Source organism: Azonexus sp. (assembly GCF_049652925.1).
Taxonomy (GTDB): domain Bacteria; phylum Pseudomonadota; class Gammaproteobacteria; order Burkholderiales; family Rhodocyclaceae; genus Azonexus.
Window position 1 is genome coordinate 65,639 of sequence record NZ_JBASFI010000028.1, and the last position, 17,928, is coordinate 83,566.

Here is a 17,928-nt window from a genome sequence, read left to right on the forward strand (position 1 = left end):
AGCCAAATTATCCTAGAAATATTCTACTATTACCCGAGCTGAATTCACCCTTTCTTTTTCGATGTTGCCGTACAGATCAATCTCTTGATACCAGACACAGACACCAAGACCGCCGAATTGCAACGGGCATTTGCCATGTTCAATCAGGTTTCGGCCGAGCTGACCCAGGCCTATGAAGCGCTGCAGGTTCGCGCCGCCTCACTGACAGAGGAACTGGCGATCGCCAACGGTGAATTGCGTCGGCAATATCAGGAAAAAGAAGCGCTTTCCGAGCGCCTATCGTCCTTGCTCGATGCTTTGCCGGCCGGTGTCGTGCTGCTTGATTCCGCGGCCATCGTTGTCGCGGTCAACCCGGCTGCCATGGCAATTTTCGGGGCGGACATGGTTGGGCAGCATTGGGGGGATGTGGCGCGTGCCAGCCTGGAGCCAACAATGGCTATTGGCGAGTGGTTGCACGGCGATAGCCGGTTGTCGATCGGAGAGAGTTCGCTGCCTTCCGCCGGTGGGAAAATTCTTCTCATCCATGATGTAACCGCCGCTCACCATATGAAAACTGAGCTGGAGCGCAACCAGCGCCTGGCGGCCATGGGTGAAATGGCAGCTTCGTTAGCGCATCAACTGCGTACGCCGCTGGCTGCGGCTCTGCTATACACCTCCAACCTCGGCCAGGCCGGTGTTTCGGATGAGGCGCGAGCCCGATTTTCGGAGAAGGCAAGCGGACAGTTGCGTCGTCTGGAGCGCCTGATTCAGGATGTTCTTCTCTTCGCACGGGGTGAGAGCATCGGACGGGATGTCATCCCGGTAGCCGATCTGCTGGCGGAGGCGGCGCAAACGGTCGAGCCGCTGATGGGCGAACACGGTCTCGAATTTGTGTTGGATGACGCTTGTGCAGGAGCGGTGATCGTCGGCAGTCGCAAAGCCTTGTTTGGGGCTCTCGTCAATTTGCTGGAAAATGCCATGCAGGCGACGACGAGGGGCGGCAAAATTTGCCTGTCCGGCAATTGTCGCGGCGATCTTGTGGCGGTTGGCGTGCGCGATAGCGGACCGGGTATCTCGCGTGAAATGCAGGCCCGCATTTTTGAGCCTTTCTTCACTACCAAGGGGCAGGGGACTGGTTTGGGACTGGCCATTGCGCTTGGCGTGGCGCGGGCGCATGGCGGTGCGATCGAGCTGTTTTCCGAGCCTGGCGACGGCGCCGAGTTTGTCATTACCTTGCCGGTTGCTCCGGTAGAGAGCGAATCTGAACACCATGGCTGAAAATAGTTTGCCTATTCTTGTCGTCGAAGATGATCCCAGCCTGCGTGAGGCGATTGGCGACACCCTGGAGCTTGCCGGGCGGCCTTATGTGGCAGTCGATGGCGGCGAAGCTGCTTTGAAGGTGCTGGCTGAGCAGGCTTTCTCGATTGTCGTCAGCGATGTTCGCATGATGCCGATGGATGGCATTACGCTGTTAAAGGAAATTCGGGCGCACCTGCCGCATCTGCCGGTGGTTTTGATGACGGCGTATGCCGAGGTGGATAAGGCGGTCGATGCCATGCGCTCGGGGGCTTGCGACTTCCTTCTCAAGCCTTTCGAGCCGAAGGCCTTGCTCGCCCACATCAATAAGTATGAATTGCCGGGAACCGATGACGGTGCTGGTGTTGTTGCCATTGATCCGGCCAGCCGTGAATTGTTTGCCATCGCCCAGCGCGTGGCACAGACCGATGCGACGGTTCTCCTTACTGGAGAATCGGGGGTTGGCAAGGAAGTGATCGCTCGCTTTATTCATCGACAGTCGGCGCGTCGGAATGGACCGTTCGTGGCGATCAATTGTGCGGCGATTCCGGATAGTTTGCTCGAGGCGACTTTGTTTGGCTACGAGAAAGGGGCCTTTACCGGCGCCCAGCAGGCGCAGGCCGGAAAGTTCGAGCAGGCACAGGATGGTACGCTGCTGCTTGATGAAGTCACCGAGATGCCGATGGGCCTCCAGGCCAAGTTGCTCCGCGTTTTGCAGGAGCGCGAGGTCGAGCGGGTGGGAGGCAAAAAACCGGTGTCGCTGAATATCCGTATCGTTGCGACGTCCAACCGCGATATGGCTGAGGCGGTGGCAAAAGGGGTTTTTCGCGAGGATCTTTATTACCGCCTCAACGTATTTCCGGTGGTCATTCCCCCGCTACGCGAGCGGCCGCTCGATATCGTGCCGATCGCCCGCTATTTTCTGGTCGAGCATGGTGGTCGCTTTGCTCGAAGCGGCGTCAGCTTTGGCGCTTCGGCTGAGCAGGCTCTGGTGCAACATGCCTGGCCTGGCAATGTCCGGGAACTTGAAAACGTGATTCAGCGCGCCCTTATTTTGTCGACCGGGCCGGAGATTTGTGTCGAGCATCTGCGGTTGGCGCCTGCGCCGGCTGGAGTTATGACGAAGGTTGTGACTGAAAGCCCGGTGCCTGAAGCGGACAAAAGAGTTGATAATATGAAGGATCTGGAGCGCGAACATATCCTCCGGACCTTGGCAGAAGTCGATGGCTCAAGAAAGCTGGCTATCGAGCGCTTGGGAATTTCAGAACGGACATTGCGCTATAAGTTGCAGCAGTACCGGGACGAAGGGTTTTTCAAGGACTGATATTGGCCTGACTATTGCTTGTATTGAGGCAGATTCTAGGAGCTGGTTATGGACACCCAAGGTATTGAACAAATGTTGAGCGTGCTGCGGTCTACCGCTGCGCAGGCATCCGGCAAACCGGCTGAGAGCGCGGCTGGCGGGGCGGCTGGTGGGGTGGATTTTGCGCAGGTGCTGAAGTCATCTATCGACAAGGTCAACCAGACCCAACAGCAGGCTGACGTGATGGCGGAAAAACTTGCCGCTGGCGATACCACCCAGAATCTTCATGAGGTGATGATCGCGCTGCAGACGGCCAGCGTTTCCTTCCAGGAAATGGTTCAGGTGCGCAACAAACTGGTCTCGGCCTATCAGGACGTGATGAACATTCAGGTTTAAGCCGAAGTTTAGTATTCCAGCTCTGATCGGAGCGCCTTGCGTTCGCGTTCCAGCCGCGTGATATAGCGCTCGATAAAGGCCAGCCGGGTTCCCGGCAGGCTGACAAATTCGCAGCCCAGACGCAATTGTTGTTGGCCGTCGATCATCTCGATTTTCAGGACTTCACAGACCCGAAGATTGACCGAAAGCACGCTTTCGCCGGGGATTTCCAGGCGGCAATCGTGAAACAACGCCCCTAGCGAAAATAGTTCAGCATCGTCGACCGGACCCAGCAAGCTAAGTCCTCCGCCACTCAGGTCAAAGAGCGGGTAATCGACGACTGAGTGGCCGCCAGTTGGATTTGGGACGGCAAGTTTGCAACGCAGGGGCGTGGTGTGATGAGGCGATTCGACACGAAAAAACTCGCGTCGCTGCAAACGCAGGATTGATGCCGGGAGCTGGGCGACCAATGCTTTTTTGCCATCAACTGTCGCCATCAAAAGGCCGGGCAGGCGAATCTGGATTTTGATCCGTTCCAGTGGCGCCGATAGCGTGATCGTCGCGGCCTTCAGTGCGGCATCGTTACTTGCTGAGTGGTTTGATCCGTCGAGCACCAGCTGGTTGGTGCTTTCGTTGATCGACAGCAGGGTCGACAGAAAGAATTCCTTGCCCTCGTCCAGATAGACCGTGATCAGGGTGTGATGCTTGAGCAGGGCGCGCAAATGAACAAAGATTTCAGCGCGGTTGTGGAGGAGATACTTGCCGTAGGTGGTGGGCTGGTCGATTTCAAATACTGGAACCGAAACTTCGTTCTGGGCGAGGGTCATGAAGCCTGAATTATGGTGGAGGTTGAGCGGACAGGCCGATCTGCGTGGCGGGGCTGCCGTGTTCAAGACGGTAAAGCCACGCCAGAAGTTCAGCTACCGCCATGTATAACTGGGGTGGGATGCGCTCGTCAATATCCACCTGGGTTAGCAAGGCGACGAGCTCCGGCGATTCATGGACGTAAATGCCGTGCTCCTTGGCGCGGGCGATGATTTGCTCGGCGATCAGCCCCTTGCCTTTGGCGACAACGCGCGGTGCGGCATCGGTCTGGCTGTAGGCCAGAGCGACTGCCTCGCGGGTAGCGTCACTCCCTGGCTTGGCCATGGTCCAAGTGTAGTTGGGTTAGCTTCAGGCCCGCTGCCTCCAGTTGCTCACGAAGGGACTGCGCGCTGTTGCGTAGCGTCACCTCACTGGCCGGATTTTCTGCACTGACTGAAACAGCCAACGCGCCGCCAGCGCCGAGTCGAAGTGTGACATCTATGCTGCCGAGGGCGGGCAGATCCAGTTTGAGGCGGGTCTGCCACTGGCTGGCATGTTCGGTATCCTGTGACGACTTCGATTCCGGATCGCCGGTAATTTCCCACCACATCGGCTGCCCGGGCCAGACTTGACCTTGCCAGACGAAATTTTGTGTCGCCAGGCCATTTAACTGTTGTTGAACCAGCGGGACCAATTCGCGCGGCACCGGATTTTCGTTCGGAATTGTTGAGGTACTAGTCGAGACTGCGGCTTGTGGCGTGGGCGCCGTATTTGCGGCGCTTTGATTCAACGACAAACCTTCAGTTTTCTCGCCAAAATTCCGGTTGACCGTGAAATTCGGATGGAGCCCTGGCGTTTTGTCATTTAGTTCTCTGGGGGGCAACTGCGTCAAAACCTCGGCATCGGGCAAAGGCGCTGCTGATGCCTGCGTTGCGGCGACTGAGGGCCTAAGCTGTGGAGCCAGGGAGATATCCTCTGCAAAGCTGGTTCCTGCTGGAAAATTTGAGCTGCGATTGATAAATTCAGGCGCATTCAAGGGGGCCGGGGAGAGTTTTCCTTGCGGTTCCTGTAGTAGTGCTGCTGTGGGCAGTTGTCCGTTAACCCAACGCGCCTGATGTGCTTCATAGAACATGCCGCTCTGACTGAGCGCCTGCTTCAATACGGGAGCCAGATCAACAGCGGATTTGGGCATCGCTTCGACCAGCGGCTGGCTGCGGTTCAGCGCGGCCGGCGCAGCCTGTTTTCCTTCGCCTTCCAGAGGTGTCAGCAGGTTACCGATGACCTTGCCGGCGGTGCTCAGCGATGTGCTGACCGACTCCTGTGGAACTGTGGCGTTGTTGCCTGAAGTGCGATTGGCCACGAAAGCCAGCGTCAGCTTGCCGTCGCTTTCGGTAACCTCGAGTTCAAGTGTGTCGCCGGGCTTTGCTGAAAATGGCAGGGCCAGCGTGATATCGCGCTGGCCAACCATGGCTCGGTAGGTGCCGTTTGGCATCAGTGCCTGGATTTCGGCCATGACGCGTTGGCCGGGAACAAGATTGCTCAGTACATCGGCAATCCGTTGGGAACTGGCGACCGGTTGCGCCTGGCTGTTTGTTACCGAACGTTGATCGGGTATGACTGCGCGCAGACTATTGGCAACATCCGGCGGGATCATGGTTTGGCCGGGGCGTCTATTGCCTTGGCGAACGCATTAACCAAGGGGGCAATTTGATCCTTGCGTGCAGAGCATAGGTGGATAGCTGAATGCAGCAACTGCAAAATTTGTTCAAGTTGCTCGGGGTTGGCAATTTTTATCAGGAATTGGGAATCCGAAGAGCACACTGCCTCCATCATTAGCAGCAACTCTTGATTTTGCATATCAAGTTTTTCCCATTCACCCTTTTCAGCCATATCCAGCAAGGCTTTCAAGCCCAGGATGAGCCGCAAAAGGATATCTTTTTGGCTAGGGGTGCTGGTCAGGATTTTGCCTCCCTGCTACTCCTATTTCTCGCCAGGCCGAGGCAATTTCGCCAAGTAGTCCTTGAACCTCTCGAATTGCATTGGCATCTTTATGGATATTCGCGTGGATAAGACGCGATACCATGTAATCGTAAAGTGCCTTGAGGTTTTGTGCCAATTCGCCACCTTGCTCTGTATCAAGGCTGGCAGAGAGGCCGCTAAGAATAATATCGATGGCTTTCGTCAGGGAGTCCGACTTGCCCTTGACGTCATTGGCAGCCAAGCGTGCAAGTGCTTGCTGCAAAGCGCTTTCGGCACCATCGAACAACAACACAATCAGTCGATGTGGATCTGCCCCGCGAATATCAGACTCAATGCTGATTTGTTGATATGAGGCGATTGGGCTTGAAAACATTGGTTCGCGATCAAATTTTGTTAAAACGTGTCTAATCTTAGCAAGGATGAGGGGAGGCAGGGTTATCGTTAGCTTGAGTTCTGAAGTGCCGCGAGTTGCTGTGTCAGGTAACTGCTTGTGGATTGCATTGAGCTAACCAGCGTATCAAGGGCAGTAAATTGGGCTCGGTAGCGTTTCTCGATCAGGCTGACCCGGATCTCTAAAGCTGCCTGATTGTCTTGATAACGCCTGACAGTTGAATCGAGGCTGTTGACACGGGTTGACACGCTCCCGCTACTGGACAGCATAGCTGTAACTTCGGTGCTGAAAGATTTGCCGTAGGCACTAAGGACCTTCACGACATCCGTTGCCGACGTGCCGATTGCAGAGCTTAGCGTGGTCGTGTCCAGTTTTAACTGGCCAGTTGTTTGAATGCTGACGCCTAGCGCAGAGAGCGTTTTCAATGTGGAGCTGCTGAGCTCCGTTGGCACGGTAGTTCTGGCGCTGCCTAAAGTGCTGAGGAGGGAGCGGGTCGTGCCATCTCCATTGAAGGCTTGAGCAGTTTTTGTCGTTGTATCGTAGTTGCTATTGCTTTTTATCAGCGACACGACGGCATTGTAGCTGTCCACAAACGCCTGGACCGCGGTAGTAATCTTCGTACTGTCGTTTTGTACGCTAACGTTCGATGTGCCCACCTTGACAGCCGTCAGCGTTAGTCCAGCTACATTGGAAAAGGTATTGGTACTCGATGTAACTTCTATGCCATCAAGTCTCATAGTGGCATTTTGCGCAACGGTTCGGTTCAACCCTAGCGTTGTCGTATCAAAACTTGCCAACGATGCTTGGCTTCCAGATGCCGTAAGCGTCGATGTAAGTGAAAAATCATTGCCGGCACCCGATTTGTCACCGGTCAATACCATGCGCTGATTGCCTCCTGAATCCGTGATCACTGTTGCAGTGACACCGACTTTTGCGTTGTTGATGGCGGTGCTGACATCCTGCAGGGAGGATCCTGCAGAATTGTTCAGGGAGATGGTCGTGGCGGCAACGCCACCGACTGTGAAGTTGAGATCGCCCGATGCAAACGTTGTTCCTCCACTGTAAGCTGCGGTGAAACTTTTTTGTGCACCTGCCAGTTGGGTTACTTCCATGCTATAGCTGCCCACGGAGGCAGTATAGGCGGCGCTTGCACTAAGCACCGTTGTGTCGCTGGACGATGCGCTCAAGGCTGAAAGCCGCGAAGGATATTGCAATGTATCTGCCGCGGTTCGAAAAGCGTCAAGCTTTGACTTGAGGGTGCCGTAGAGGGAAATCTTGTTGTTGGCAGCCGAAATCTTGGTGTCCAGCGTCCTTATCGGCGCTCTCTCGGCGTTGATGATGCTGCTCAGCATGGACTGCAAATCCACACCGGTGCCGATTCCCAGAGAACTGGTGGTTGCCATCGTGATTTCCCTCTTCGCTTATTGTTACGCCTTGTCTCTTATTAAAAGACCTTGAAGCTTGTCCAGTGCCTGAGCGATCGCCACAGCTTCTTCCGATGGAAATTGCCGAATGACCTGCTTGGTCTGGATATCCATAATCTTAACAATTTGAGATCCAGATGCGTCGTCAATCGAAAAACTGAGTTCGGATTGCCTGGATGAGACAAACTCTGAAATCTTTTCGACAGCTTTTTCAACGTCCAGTTTCTCCGGTGCCTTTTTTTCCGGGCTCTCTACAGCCTGAGATGATTTTTCAGCCTCAGTGCGCTTGGCCTGAACGCCTGACTGGCGTGCCGAAGTCGCGGTGACCTCTGGCAGGGGGGCTCGTGGTGGCGAATTTACACTACTGATTAAATCGATGTTCATTTTCTGCTCCTAACGACAAATGTGCAGCAGCCTTATACAAGCCGCCGCACATTTTGCGAGTTTGAGGCAGCAGCCTATTAACGCAGCAGGGTGAGCACGTTTTGCGGGACAGCGTTAGCCTGGGCGACCATCGCCGTACCTGCCTGCTGAAGAATCTGGAAGCGCGACAGACGCGAGGTTTCTTCGGCAAAGTCAGCATCCATGATGCGGCTTCGGGCTGCTTGCTGATTTTCGTAGCTAACCTGCTTGGACTGAATGGCGAACTCGGAGTTGTTCATGATCGCACCTTGAGAGGTGCGCAGAGTTGATACGCTCGTGAGTGTGGTTTCATCTGCCGTTGCTGCCACAGTTACCGCCGTGAAAGCCGTTCCACCGAACTTGGCGATGGCAGTGTTAGCTTCTGTCTGAATGGTGCCAGCTTGGGTAACAAGGGCCGTGATTTCGGTTGTGCCCCCACCCATCTTGTTCAATTCCATGATGCGGGTCACGATGTCGCCAACAACGTTTAGTGCACCGTCAGCAATTTGTGCCGAGGAAATCTTGTCACCTTCCTTACGCATTTCAACCTGTGTGATGCGCGCGGCTGCTTCAATCTTCATGCCGGAGGCCAAGCCTGATGCATCGTCACGTGCGGAGTTGACACGCAGACCGGAAGAGAGGCGCTCTAGCGCGCTACGCAATCCAAGGTTGTTTTTGTTCAGGTTGGTCTGGGCGTTGAGTGAGTAGGTGTTGGTGTTGATCGTCGATGCCATGATATTTCTCCTGGTTAGTTGTGCGTCCGGTGCGCTTACTAGCGTTTCGCGCTTTCTGTCACACCGTTTTTACTGATATTCGTTTGCTGACAAGTTCTCTAACGACCTCTGCCGCGCAAACTTTAGTGTTTTTTTGCATTCGGCTTGCTGTGGGCGCTTTCCTTTGCTGCGGCTGCCCGCAGGCCGTTAATGGTCCTGGTGGGCAAAGGCGGTTAAGATATTTTTCAGCCGGAGCCTGAGAAATATTTGCGTCAGGCCGCTTTGGGAGTAAGCAAGACTAGCTATGAACGAAATATTCGAAGGCAATCTCGCGGTGGTCGGCCAACGCTGGCCGGCCCTGGCCGAACTGCTGGCGGCCCAGGATATCGCCGCGGTGCCAGCCGATTTGCGCGAAGGTCAGGAGTCGACCCTGGCTGTCAAGGGCATCCAGCTCTCGAGTCGCCACGACCGGGCGGGCGAGGCGGCCATGCAGGCGGCCAGCGTCGCCGCCGATACTCCGGTGATTTATCTTTATGGGCCGGGGCTCGGCGAATTGCCGGTCTGCTTCCTGCAGCGGCCGAGCTTGCAGCGCCTGGTCGTGCGGCTGCTCAACGAAACCGTCTTTGCCCTCATTCTCCACCTCATTGATCAGCGCGCCTGGCTCGCCGACCCCCGTGTCGAGCTCGCCCTGGCTGGCGATGATGGCGAAATCGGTCACCCCTGTTTTGCCCTGCCACCCGAACTGGTGCTGGCCAGCGACGCCAATGCCAAGATGCGCGATCGCCTGGTCGCCGATCTCATGGTTTCCTTCGTGAATCGCCGCTTTCTGGATGACGACGGCCACATAGCACACCTCCGGACGCGCTTTGCGAGCAACCGGCCCTTGCTGGAGAACGACCACGACGTCGGCGAACTATTCGCCAGTCGGCCTGGATCTGAAGTCTGGGTGATCGCCACCGGCCCGACCCTGGCCCGCCATTACGAAACCCTGCGGGCTGCCCGGGCGCGGCCACAGATGCCCTTCCTGATCGCAGTCGATACCGCGCTGGTCCCGTTGCTCAATCAGGGCATCAGGCCGGACCTCGTTGTCTCGGCCGATCATCTGACTTCAATGCGGACCTTGCCGCCCGAGCAGTCCACCGGTTTGCCTCTCGTCTATTTTCCTATGCTCGACACCCTGGTGCTGGCCGCTTGGCAGGGGCCACGCTACGCCGCCTATTCAGCTTCCCCTTTGTACGATACCCTGCGTCAGGAGATTCCCAAGGCGGCCTTATACGCCGGCGGTAGCGTCCTGCATATCGCGGTCGATCTCGCCGTCCGGATGGGAGCGCGGCAGATCGTCCTTTTTGGAGCCGATTTCGCCTTTGTTGATGACCGCGCCCATGCCGGCTGGGAGAGTGGCATTCTGGCGCCTGAGCACGTGACTGCCGAATGGGTACTCAATGGTTACGGTCAGCGCGTCACCACCCTGCTCAACTTGCGCGCCTACCTATGCACGCTCGAGCGCTACATCGCCGCCCATCCGGCGGTCCGTTTCCTGAATGCCAGCCGGGCCGGCGCGGTGATCGCCGGGGCTGACTATCATCCGGAGCTGGTGCAATGAGCCAAGTGGCTCACTGGGAAAGCGAAGCCTGCCGTGTCGCTGCGGCGTTTCGCCTGGGTTCCTATATGCAGGCCGGCGATGCGCTGGCTGATCTGGTTCGCCAGATTGCCGCCGCGTCGGGGGCTGGCTCGGCCGACCGGCAGGCCGAACTGGCGGTCATCCTCGAGGCCCTGCTCGCCTGTCACAAGCGCGACGACTGGCTGGGGGTGGCCGACTACCTGCAGTTCGAACTGGTCGACTGGCTGCATCGTCCGGAACTGCCCGCGCCTTAGTCCACGTTCTTAGACGCTCGCAATCCAGTCCCACGATAGTGGCTGGTTGGCCGCCATGTCCCGGGTTGCCACCTTGCCGAGCAGCGCATCGTAGTCGGCCGGCGGCAGGCCGAGGGCCGGACGCACCGAGCGGATGTGGTCGGGTGTCAGCCGGTCGCCGGCGGCAACGGCTTTGACCAGATAGAGCGAGCGGCGAAAGGCGCGGTTGCTCTCTTCGCTCCGCGTCAGGTGGTAGGCGGCGGTGCCCAGCGCGGCATGCGCGATATTGACTGAAGCGATCAGCGCGGCCATTTCATCGGGTTCGATCGAAAAGGCGCAGTCCGGCCCGCCATCGGCGCGTGCCAGGGTGAAGTGTTTCTCAATGAGGGTCGCGCCGAGCGCCGTGGCGGCAATTGCCGTGGCGGCGCCCAGGGTGTGGTCGGAGAGGCCGATTTCGACCCCGAAGCGCTGACGGAGCAGGGCGATGGTGCGCAGATTGTATTCGTCCGCCGGCGCCGGGTAGCCGCTGATGCAGTGGAGGAGCGCTACTTCGCCGCAGCCGTGGTGGAGGGCGGTGTCGACGGCGGCACTGATCTCGGCCTCGTTGGCCATGCCGGTGGACATCACGAGTGGCTTACCGGTCTGCGCCGCGTAGCGAATGAGCGGCAGATCGACGAGTTCGAAGGAGGCGATCTTGTAGGCAGGGCAATCGAGGCTGGCGAGCAGGTCGACCGCGCTGAAGTCGAAGGGGCTGCTGAAGACGGTGATGCCGAGTTCCCGGCCCTTCTCAAACAGCGCGGCGTGCCATTCCCACGGGGTATGGGCCCATTCGTAGAGCTCATATAGGCTGCGGCCATCCCAGAGCCCGCCGTGGATCTGGAATTCCGGGCGGGGGCTGTTCAAGGTGATGGTGTCGGGGCGGTAGGTCTGCAGCTTGATGGCGTTGGCGCCCGCGGCTTGGGCGGCACACATGAGGTCGATGGCGCGCGCGAGTTCGCCGTTGTGATTGGCCGACAGTTCGGCGATGACATAGGGCGGCTGGTTACTGTCAATGGGGCGGTGAGCGATCTGCAATCAAGAAGCTCCGATACGCAGGCTCCACCTGTCCTGATCTGCGACCCAGGGGGCGGGCGGCACGATGGCGGGTGGGTTGGCCAGGCAATACGATGAAAGGGAGAGACTGTTTGCCAGACAGTCTGCCAGTTTCTGCCAGAGAAGGGGATCCGCAGCCGTCTCGGCCTGCCAGCTCAGGATCGGGCCGCTGAGCCGCAGGCGCATCTTGAGGTGCCAGGCCTGCCACAGTTGCCACTCCGGCCCGTTGGCCACCAGGTACCAGTCGGCGGCAGGTAGTATGAGGCTGGCGAGGCGGTCGAGCCCGAGTCCATCGACCAGGTCCTGGCCGCGCTGGCGATAGGCATCGGCTTCGTCGTGCAGGTGGCGCAACCCTGCCTCAAGGCATGCCGGATCGGCCAGTTCGCGCAGACTGAGTCGGACCGCGATGCGGTAGTGGGCGATCGCCGCATCGTTGAAGGCCTGGTTGTCGACTATCGGCACCGCCAGCGTCGGCAAGCCGATGCAGGCGCGCTCCCAAGTCATGCCGCCGGCTGCGCCGATGGTGAAATCGTGCTCGGCCATCAGCTGCGGCATTTCGGCGCTGTGCTGGAGCAGGGTGATGTGGTGCTGCGGGGTGTCGGCGAGGCGCGTTTCGAGCGCCTCCCTGGTCGCGCTCGCCGGGCCGGCAACGACTGTCCATGCGATGTCTTGCGCGCTGGCGATACGCGCCAGGCTGTCGAGCGTGATGAGGCTGGCACCAGCCGGGTCGGCGCCGCCAAAGCAGATCAGCCCCTTGCGCCAGGCGCCGGCCTGGTGCCGGGCGAGTTGCCGGTAGGCCGGGCGGAGCAGGGCAAAGTCGGCGCCGAGCAGCAGCCGGCAGTCGGCCGGGACCAGGTCGTGATAATCCGCAGCCTGGCGTCGGGGGCCTTGGTCGAGGAGGTAGTGACAGTGATGCACGCGGTCGGCCAGATCGTCGATGACGAGAAGTTGCCGGCAATGGGGGGCGAGACGCGCTTCGAGGTCCCGCCCGATCTGGTAATGGTCGATGATCAGCCAGTCGGGCCGCAGGGCCGCGATGGGCGCGATGTCGTCGTGGGTGGCGAGCGGCTGGTCGGGGTAGGGCGCGAGCAGTGGGAGCAGGGCGCTTGGCAGGTCGTGGCAGAAAAAATAGCAGTCTACGCCGACCGCGCTTAGTCGCTCGGCCAGAGCCAGGCAGCGCATCAGGTGGCCGGTGCCGATCTCGGAATTGGCATCGAGCCGGAAGGCGAGCTTAAGGGGCATCGCGGTACAGGGCCTGGTAGATGAATTCGGCCAGGGTCCAATCTTCGGGAGTGTCGATGTCGACCACGCGGTGGCGGGGCAGGAGGTGGCCGATGCCCCGGCCGCCGACCGGGCTTTCCCCGCTCAGCCAGGCTTGCCCCGTGCCCCAGTAGAACTGGCCGGCATCCTGATAGGCGGCTTCGAGATCCTGCGAGCGTTTGCTCATCTGCTCGGGCCAGAACGGTGTGACCAGACCCTCGGCATTCATGCGCACTGCCCTTTGGATGGGGAAGCCGAATTCGGCCACGGCATAGACATAGGCTGCCCCGCTAGCGAGCAGGCGGCGATGGGCAGCCTGCAGGTCGGCGGCTTGGATGAGCGGCGCGGTGGCGTAGATGCAGCAATAGTGGTCGGCCTCGACACCGAGTTGGGCGAGGCGGACGATGCTGTCGACGACGACCGGGGTGGTGCCGGTATGGTCGTCGGCCAAGTCGGCCTGGCGCATGAATGGAACCTCGGCCCCGAGTTGGATGGCGAGGCTGGCGATCTCTTCGCTGTCGGTGGAGACAACGATCTGGCTGAAACAGCCGGCGTCGCGGGCTGCGCTGATGGTATAGGCGAGCATGGGCCGCCCGCAGAACGAGCGCAGGTTCTTGCCCGGGATGCGCTTGCTTCCTCCGCGAGCCGGGATGATGGCAATGGCCATTGGGCACTCCTGATTGCTGCGAATGATGGTGGTGGCGGCCCGGAGGGCGGCACGGATGCCCCAAGGGGGTGGCAGACTGGCGTTTGTCGAGGTGAAGGAAGATTAAAGTATAGTTTGGTTTATTGATAAGTTGGCGGCCTGCCGCCTGGCGTCGCCCTGGCCCCCCTGCATTCGGCTTAAAGAAGGTGCCGGCAAACCCGTTATTGCAGAGGATCGCCGAACGATTCTCGTCTCTCCCCGCCGCCGCATAAGGAATAGGCTTTGATGTCTCAGCTTGAAAAATTGCGCCAGATATTCAGTCAGACCCTCGCCATCCCGCTTACCAGAGTGGTCGACGAACTGGCCTTCAACAGCATTCCGGAGTGGGAGTCTGTCGCCCACATGAGTTTGATCGCCGCCATGGAACTGGCGTTTGACATCATGATCGATGCCGATGATGTGGTCGATATGGCGACCTTTGCCAAAGCACGGGCGATTGTCGCCAAGTATTGCGGGAGCGCCGGATGAGTCCGGTCGCCCAGTTGCTGGCCGGCCGCGTCGCCTGGGTGACCGGTGCAGCGGGGGGCATCGGGCGGGCAATTGCCGAGACTTTCGCCGCCGCCGGTGCGCAGCTGATTCTCGCGGGACGCCAAGCGGACGAGCTGACGCGTCTGGCCGAAGCGATCGTCGCCAATGGCGGCCTCGCTCCCGGCGTTCAGGTTTACGATGTGCGCGACGATAAGGCGACAGCTACCGCCTTCCTGCAGGTTTTTAAGCAGACCCGCCGGCTCGATATTCTGGTCAATTGTGCCGGCGTGATGCAGGATGCGCCGCTCGGCATGATCACACGGGCCGCCATCGACGAGACCCTGCAGGTCAATGTCGCGGCCCTCCTCACCCATCTGCAATATGGCGCCAAGCTGATGGCGCGTTCGGGCGGCGGCAGCATCATCAACCTGTCATCGCTAATCGGGCTGACGGGTAATGCCCAGCAGACCCTCTACGCGGCGAGCAAGGCGGCAGTCATCGGCGCCACCCGCTCGGCTGCCCGCGAACTGGCGGCCAAGGGCATCCGCGTCAATGCGCTGGCGCCGGGTTATATCGAGACCCGGATGACCAGCCACTATCCCGAGGCGGTCAAGCACAGGGCAGTGGCGAGCATCGGCCTGGGCCGGGCCGGGATTTCAGACGATGTTGCCAAGGCCGCGCTCTTCTTCGCCTCCGACCTGTCGGCTTACGTCACCGGGCAGGTCCTCGGGGTCGATGGCGGCATGGTGCTGCCCAATGCCTGAGGCGGGTCGTGATGAAGCTTAGCGTCATCGTTCCCGCCTACCGGCTGGAAAAATTCATCGCCCCCTGCCTCGATAGCCTGTTGACCCAGGACGTCGATTGCCCCTTCGAGGTCATCGTCTGCAACGATGCGTCGCCCGATGGTACGCTGGCCGCCATCGGCGCGCTGGCCGAACGCCATCCCCGGCTGCGCGTTCTCGATAACCCGGAGAATCTCGGCCTGGTGTCGACCATGGGCCGCCTGCTGGCGGCGGCGAGCGGCGACTACATTGCCTATCTTGACGGCGATGACCTTGCCTTGCCGGGTAAGCTGCAGGCCCAGGTCGATCATCTCGACGCCCATCCCGACTGCGGCATCGTCTTCCATGACTGCGAGGTGTTCGATTCGGAGAGCGGCGCGGTCATCAAGCGCTATTCGCGCGATTATTACAATGCCGCCTACATTCCGCCGCGCAGTACGGCGAGCCACCTCGTCCGCTACGGCACCTATCTAAATGCGAGCAGCGTGATGATCCGTCGCCACGACCATCTGGCCGACGCCCTCGGGCATGGCTGCCGGATCATTTGCGACTACCCCTGGCATATCGGCAACGCCCTACTTGGCTGCGGCAGTATCGACCGTCTTGACGCACCGCTCGGCCGCTATCGTATCCATGCCGGCAGTTTCGGCGCCCAGACAGACCGCGACCCGGCGCGACGCATCGCGGTGACGCACGAACTCGAACAGGCCTGCCGCTTCGCTGGCGAGTTGGGCCTGGCGCCCGACATCGTCGCCCAGGGCATCGCCCATGCCCGCTTTTCGGCCGCGCTCTATTTCCTGCGGACCGGGGCCGATGCCTTGTTCACGCAATTCATCGATGAATCAGCCGCGCCCGGCGGCCTTGCCGGCTGGTGGTTCGACGCACGCCACGAACGGCTCCATGCCTTGCGCCATGAGCCGGGGGCGGCGCGGCACTATCTGGGCTGGAAACATGTCGGCCTGGTATGACGCGCTGATCGTCGGGGCCGGCTTCTCGGGCGCCGTGCTGGCTGAGCGCTTGGCCAGTGAACTCGACTGGAAGGTGCTGCTGATCGAGCAGCGCGACCATGTCGGCGGTAACTGTGTCGATCATCTGGATGCGCACGGCGTGCTCGTGCACCGCTACGGGCCGCATCTGTTTCATACCGATCGCCCGGACGTTCGCGACTACCTGTCTCGCTTCACGGCCTGGCGCTCCTATGCGCACAAGGTGCTGGCCAGCATTGACGGCCAGCTTGTGCCGCTGCCCTTCAACCTCAACAGCATCGAGCGCTGCTTCGCGCCGGACACCGCCCGCGCCATCGAGGCGGCATTGCTGGCGCGCTTCGGGCCGGGCGCGCGGGTGCCGATTCTGAGTCTGCGCGAGGAAGCCGAGCCGGTACTCCAGGTCCTCGCCGACTTCGTCTACTGCAAGGCTTTTCTCAACTACACCACCAAGCAGTGGGGCGTGCCGCCGGAAGCGATCTCGCCCGAAGTCACGGCACGGGTCCCGGTCGTCGTCGATCGCCATGACGGCTACTTCACCGACCCCTTCCAGGCCCTGCCCGCCGACGGCTATACCGCCCTCTTCGAGCGGATGCTGGCCCATCCCAATATCACGCTGCGCCTCAACACCCCCTTCTCGGCAGTCGCGGCGCTCGATGTGACAACTGGCGCCGCCCGCCTCGACGGCGAGGCCTTCGCCGGCCACCTGGTGTTTACCGGGATGATCGACGAGCTTTTCGCTTACAGCCGGGGGACGCTGCCCTACCGCTCACTACACTTTGATTTTCAGCACCATGCCGACCGGGCCTGCTTTCAGCCCGGCGCGACGATCAATTACCCGAACGACCACGATTACACGCGGATCACCGAGTTCAAGCACCTGACCGGCCAGTCCTGTCCGGGGACGACGGTGGTCTACGAATATCCGAACGACTTCGAGCCTAGCAATCCCCGTGCCGACGTGCCTTATTATCCGGTCTTCACCGCGGCCAGTCGCGCCGCCTACGAACAATACGCGGCCACCTTGGCGAGCATGCCGCGCGTGCATGCGGTCGGTCGCCTGGCGCAATACCGCTATTTCGATATGGACGATGCGGTCGCCAATGCGCTGGCGACATTCGATGCCATCAGGGATGCCGAATTGGGCGCGGCCGCGATGCGCCAGGCCGGAAGCCGCCTGTCATGAAAAGCCAGAGAGACGACTGTGACGCGACCGGGTGTGAGCCGCCCTGGCTTCGCTGGACAAGGAATGGACACGGTTGCCACAATCCGGCGGTGGCGGTGTTTCAATGTTGCAGAACGGGGACGCGTTCGGTAGCATTCACGGCGGGGCTTTATGATGTTTGGCCGCAGCGCTACATCGCGCCGGGAATGCCCGCCGGCGCCCGGTTGGATTCGCCTGAAGCAGCGAATAAATCAACACAAAACTCGAGTGATGCAAGAGGCTCTGTTTTGAAGCCAATGGTTGGCGTCTTTTTGCCTGTTCCATTGGTCGTTTAGTTATCTATATCAAGGAGCCACCATGCAAGCGTTCATCTCGGGTTATCTGGAAAAGATGATCGAATCGCTGCGTCAAATCGATCAGGCGGTGGTTGCGCAGATCATTTCCGCCTTCGAGGCCTGCTACGAAAAAAAGGGCAGCATTTACATCATTGGCAATGGTGGCTCGGCGGCCACAGCTTCCCATATGGCGAACGATTTCAGCTGTGGTTTGAAGCTGCGCGGAATCCGCGACTTCAATGTACTGTCGCTGGTCGATAATGTGCCAGTGTGTACGGCCATCGCCAACGATATCGGCTATGAAAACATCTTCTATGCCCAACTCAAAGACCGCCTCAAGGGCATGGACATTCTGTTGGCGATCAGTTGCAGCGGCAATTCGGGAAACATCCTGAAAGCCGTGCATTACGCGCGCAGCAGCGGGACGATGGTGATCGGTCTGACCGGTTTTGAAGGTGGAGCGCTACGCGATCTCAGCGACATCAATTTTCATGTCGCCACGGACAAGGGCGAGTACGGCATTGTCGAGGACATCCACATGATGCTCGATCACATCATCTTTTCTTACTTTCTGTCCCTTAAACCCGAAAGCAAGACCGTTTATAGCTTGAGGTGA

The 17,928-nt window shown here is 59.5% G+C and carries 21 protein-coding genes; 10 read left to right on the forward strand and 11 right to left on the reverse strand.

Features of this window, described 5'->3' with window-relative positions:
* The first annotated feature begins 135 nt into the window (after nt 1-135).
* From WBK19_RS15360 to fliE, 3 genes are read left to right on the forward strand one after another with little or no spacing between them, the layout of a single operon-like run.
* Nucleotides 136-1,257, forward strand: a complete 1,122-nt coding sequence (locus WBK19_RS15360; RefSeq protein ID WP_511291217.1) for a sensor histidine kinase — start codon at nt 136-138, stop codon at nt 1,255-1,257.
* Nucleotides 1,250-2,599 carry a sigma-54-dependent transcriptional regulator gene (locus WBK19_RS15365; protein ID WP_511291219.1) on the forward strand — a complete coding sequence of 450 codons (1,350 nt, stop codon included), beginning with the start codon at nt 1,250-1,252 and terminating at the stop codon, nt 2,597-2,599. The genes WBK19_RS15360 and WBK19_RS15365 overlap by 8 nt, the downstream gene beginning before the upstream one ends.
* A 48-nt stretch (nt 2,600-2,647) precedes the next feature.
* Nucleotides 2,648-2,974 carry a flagellar hook-basal body complex protein FliE gene (gene fliE / locus WBK19_RS15370; protein WP_511291221.1) on the forward strand — a complete coding sequence of 109 codons (327 nt, stop codon included), beginning with the start codon at nt 2,648-2,650 and terminating at the stop codon, nt 2,972-2,974.
* Between the two features lie 8 nt (nt 2,975-2,982).
* On the opposite strand, the gene WBK19_RS15375 is transcribed toward fliE, so the two are convergent.
* From WBK19_RS15375 to WBK19_RS15410, 8 genes are all read right to left on the reverse strand, one after another.
* Nucleotides 2,983-3,780, reverse strand: coding sequence for a flagellar brake protein (locus WBK19_RS15375; RefSeq protein ID WP_511291223.1), 798 nt, complete (start codon nt 3,778-3,780; stop codon nt 2,983-2,985).
* 10 nt (nt 3,781-3,790) lie between these two features.
* Nucleotides 3,791-4,102 (reverse strand): EscU/YscU/HrcU family type III secretion system export apparatus switch protein, encoded by a 312-nt coding sequence (locus WBK19_RS15380; protein ID WP_511291225.1) that lies wholly within the window; start codon nt 4,100-4,102, stop codon nt 3,791-3,793.
* Entirely contained in the window at nt 4,083-5,411 is a 1,329-nt protein-coding gene (gene fliK, locus WBK19_RS15385; protein WP_511291227.1) for a flagellar hook-length control protein FliK, read from the reverse strand. The genes WBK19_RS15380 and fliK overlap by 20 nt, the downstream gene beginning before the upstream one ends.
* Complete coding sequence (locus WBK19_RS15390; RefSeq protein ID WP_511291229.1) at nt 5,408-5,683, reverse strand: hypothetical protein; 276 nt, start codon at nt 5,681-5,683, stop codon at nt 5,408-5,410. Before WBK19_RS15390 ends, fliK begins: the two co-directional genes overlap by 4 nt.
* Before the next feature lie 16 nt (nt 5,684-5,699).
* Nucleotides 5,700-6,110 carry a flagellar export chaperone FliS gene (gene fliS, locus WBK19_RS15395; RefSeq protein WP_511291230.1) on the reverse strand — a complete coding sequence of 137 codons (411 nt, stop codon included), beginning with the start codon at nt 6,108-6,110 and terminating at the stop codon, nt 5,700-5,702.
* Between the two features lie 68 nt (nt 6,111-6,178).
* On the reverse strand, nt 6,179-7,531 hold the full coding sequence (fliD, locus tag WBK19_RS15400; RefSeq protein WP_511291232.1) for a flagellar filament capping protein FliD: 1,353 nt from the start codon (nt 7,529-7,531) through the stop codon (nt 6,179-6,181).
* 24 nt (nt 7,532-7,555) lie between these two features.
* The gene (locus WBK19_RS15405; protein WP_511291234.1) at nt 7,556-7,936 is read right to left on the reverse strand and encodes a flagellar protein FlaG; all 381 of its coding nucleotides are present in this window, start codon (nt 7,934-7,936) and stop codon (nt 7,556-7,558) included.
* 77 nt (nt 7,937-8,013) lie between these two features.
* On the reverse strand, nt 8,014-8,688 hold the full coding sequence (locus WBK19_RS15410) for a flagellin (RefSeq protein ID WP_511291236.1): 675 nt from the start codon (nt 8,686-8,688) through the stop codon (nt 8,014-8,016).
* Nucleotides 8,689-8,971: 283 nt separating this feature from the next.
* On the opposite strand from WBK19_RS15410, the gene WBK19_RS15415 reads away from it, so the two are divergent.
* Nucleotides 8,972-10,270 carry a motility associated factor glycosyltransferase family protein gene (locus WBK19_RS15415; RefSeq protein WP_511291238.1) on the forward strand — a complete coding sequence of 433 codons (1,299 nt, stop codon included), beginning with the start codon at nt 8,972-8,974 and terminating at the stop codon, nt 10,268-10,270.
* A complete protein-coding gene (locus tag WBK19_RS15420; protein WP_511291240.1) occupies nt 10,267-10,542 on the forward strand; it encodes a hypothetical protein in 276 nt (91 codons plus the stop codon). Before WBK19_RS15415 ends, WBK19_RS15420 begins: the two co-directional genes overlap by 4 nt.
* 9 nt (nt 10,543-10,551) lie before the next feature.
* On the opposite strand, the gene pseI is transcribed toward WBK19_RS15420, so the two are convergent.
* From pseI to pseF, 3 genes are read right to left on the reverse strand one after another with little or no spacing between them, the layout of a single operon-like run.
* Nucleotides 10,552-11,595 (reverse strand): pseudaminic acid synthase, encoded by a 1,044-nt coding sequence (gene pseI / locus WBK19_RS15425; RefSeq protein ID WP_511291242.1) that lies wholly within the window; start codon nt 11,593-11,595, stop codon nt 10,552-10,554.
* Nucleotides 11,596-12,855 carry a UDP-2,4-diacetamido-2,4,6-trideoxy-beta-L-altropyranose hydrolase gene (gene pseG, locus WBK19_RS15430; RefSeq protein WP_511291244.1) on the reverse strand — a complete coding sequence of 420 codons (1,260 nt, stop codon included), beginning with the start codon at nt 12,853-12,855 and terminating at the stop codon, nt 11,596-11,598.
* Nucleotides 12,845-13,540, reverse strand: coding sequence for a pseudaminic acid cytidylyltransferase (gene pseF, locus WBK19_RS15435; protein WP_511291246.1), 696 nt, complete (start codon nt 13,538-13,540; stop codon nt 12,845-12,847). Before pseF ends, pseG begins: the two co-directional genes overlap by 11 nt.
* A gap of 264 nt (nt 13,541-13,804) precedes the next feature.
* On the opposite strand from pseF, the gene WBK19_RS15440 reads away from it, so the two are divergent.
* The 5 genes from WBK19_RS15440 to WBK19_RS15460 all read left to right on the forward strand — a co-directional run bounded on the left by WBK19_RS15440 (nt 13,805) and on the right by WBK19_RS15460 (nt 17,928).
* On the forward strand, nt 13,805-14,047 hold the full coding sequence (locus tag WBK19_RS15440) for an acyl carrier protein (RefSeq protein WP_511291248.1): 243 nt from the start codon (nt 13,805-13,807) through the stop codon (nt 14,045-14,047).
* Nucleotides 14,044-14,811, forward strand: coding sequence for an SDR family NAD(P)-dependent oxidoreductase (locus WBK19_RS15445; RefSeq protein ID WP_511291250.1), 768 nt, complete (start codon nt 14,044-14,046; stop codon nt 14,809-14,811). The genes WBK19_RS15440 and WBK19_RS15445 overlap by 4 nt, the downstream gene beginning before the upstream one ends.
* Before the next feature lie 11 nt (nt 14,812-14,822).
* Nucleotides 14,823-15,797: a glycosyltransferase family 2 protein gene (locus WBK19_RS15450; protein ID WP_511291252.1), complete on the forward strand. Its 975-nt coding sequence runs from the start codon at nt 14,823-14,825 to the stop codon at nt 15,795-15,797.
* On the forward strand, nt 15,781-16,998 hold the full coding sequence (gene glf / locus WBK19_RS15455) for a UDP-galactopyranose mutase (protein WP_511291314.1): 1,218 nt from the start codon (nt 15,781-15,783) through the stop codon (nt 16,996-16,998). The genes WBK19_RS15450 and glf overlap by 17 nt, the downstream gene beginning before the upstream one ends.
* A gap of 336 nt (nt 16,999-17,334) precedes the next feature.
* Nucleotides 17,335-17,928 carry a D-sedoheptulose-7-phosphate isomerase gene (locus WBK19_RS15460; RefSeq protein ID WP_511291254.1) on the forward strand — a complete coding sequence of 198 codons (594 nt, stop codon included), beginning with the start codon at nt 17,335-17,337 and terminating at the stop codon, nt 17,926-17,928.

Excerpts from the sequence above, each read along its gene's own strand:
- WBK19_RS15360 (WP_511291217.1), top strand. The coding sequence starts at position 136 with ATGTTCAATCAGGTTTCGGCCGAGCTGACCCAGGCCTATGAAGCGCTG.
- WBK19_RS15365 (WP_511291219.1), top strand. The coding sequence starts at position 1,250 with ATGGCTGAAAATAGTTTGCCTATTCTTGTCGTCGAAGATGATCCCAGC.
- fliE (WP_511291221.1), top strand. The coding sequence starts at position 2,648 with ATGGACACCCAAGGTATTGAACAAATGTTGAGCGTGCTGCGGTCTACC.
- WBK19_RS15375 (WP_511291223.1), bottom strand. The coding sequence starts at position 3,780 with ATGACCCTCGCCCAGAACGAAGTTTCGGTTCCAGTATTTGAAATCGAC.
- WBK19_RS15380 (WP_511291225.1), bottom strand. The coding sequence starts at position 4,102 with ATGGCCAAGCCAGGGAGTGACGCTACCCGCGAGGCAGTCGCTCTGGCC.
- fliK (WP_511291227.1), bottom strand. The coding sequence starts at position 5,411 with ATGATCCCGCCGGATGTTGCCAATAGTCTGCGCGCAGTCATACCCGAT.
- fliS (WP_511291230.1), bottom strand. The coding sequence starts at position 6,110 with ATGTTTTCAAGCCCAATCGCCTCATATCAACAAATCAGCATTGAGTCT.
- fliD (WP_511291232.1), bottom strand. The coding sequence starts at position 7,531 with ATGGCAACCACCAGTTCTCTGGGAATCGGCACCGGTGTGGATTTGCAG.
- WBK19_RS15405 (WP_511291234.1), bottom strand. The coding sequence starts at position 7,936 with ATGAACATCGATTTAATCAGTAGTGTAAATTCGCCACCACGAGCCCCC.
- WBK19_RS15410 (WP_511291236.1), bottom strand. The coding sequence starts at position 8,688 with ATGGCATCGACGATCAACACCAACACCTACTCACTCAACGCCCAGACC.
- WBK19_RS15415 (WP_511291238.1), top strand. The coding sequence starts at position 8,972 with ATGAACGAAATATTCGAAGGCAATCTCGCGGTGGTCGGCCAACGCTGG.
- WBK19_RS15420 (WP_511291240.1), top strand. The coding sequence starts at position 10,267 with ATGAGCCAAGTGGCTCACTGGGAAAGCGAAGCCTGCCGTGTCGCTGCG.
- pseG (WP_511291244.1), bottom strand. The coding sequence starts at position 12,855 with ATGCCCCTTAAGCTCGCCTTCCGGCTCGATGCCAATTCCGAGATCGGC.
- pseF (WP_511291246.1), bottom strand. The coding sequence starts at position 13,540 with ATGGCCATTGCCATCATCCCGGCTCGCGGAGGAAGCAAGCGCATCCCG.
- WBK19_RS15440 (WP_511291248.1), top strand. The coding sequence starts at position 13,805 with ATGTCTCAGCTTGAAAAATTGCGCCAGATATTCAGTCAGACCCTCGCC.
- WBK19_RS15445 (WP_511291250.1), top strand. The coding sequence starts at position 14,044 with ATGAGTCCGGTCGCCCAGTTGCTGGCCGGCCGCGTCGCCTGGGTGACC.
- WBK19_RS15450 (WP_511291252.1), top strand. The coding sequence starts at position 14,823 with ATGAAGCTTAGCGTCATCGTTCCCGCCTACCGGCTGGAAAAATTCATC.
- glf (WP_511291314.1), top strand. The coding sequence starts at position 15,781 with ATGTCGGCCTGGTATGACGCGCTGATCGTCGGGGCCGGCTTCTCGGGC.
- WBK19_RS15460 (WP_511291254.1), top strand. The coding sequence starts at position 17,335 with ATGCAAGCGTTCATCTCGGGTTATCTGGAAAAGATGATCGAATCGCTG.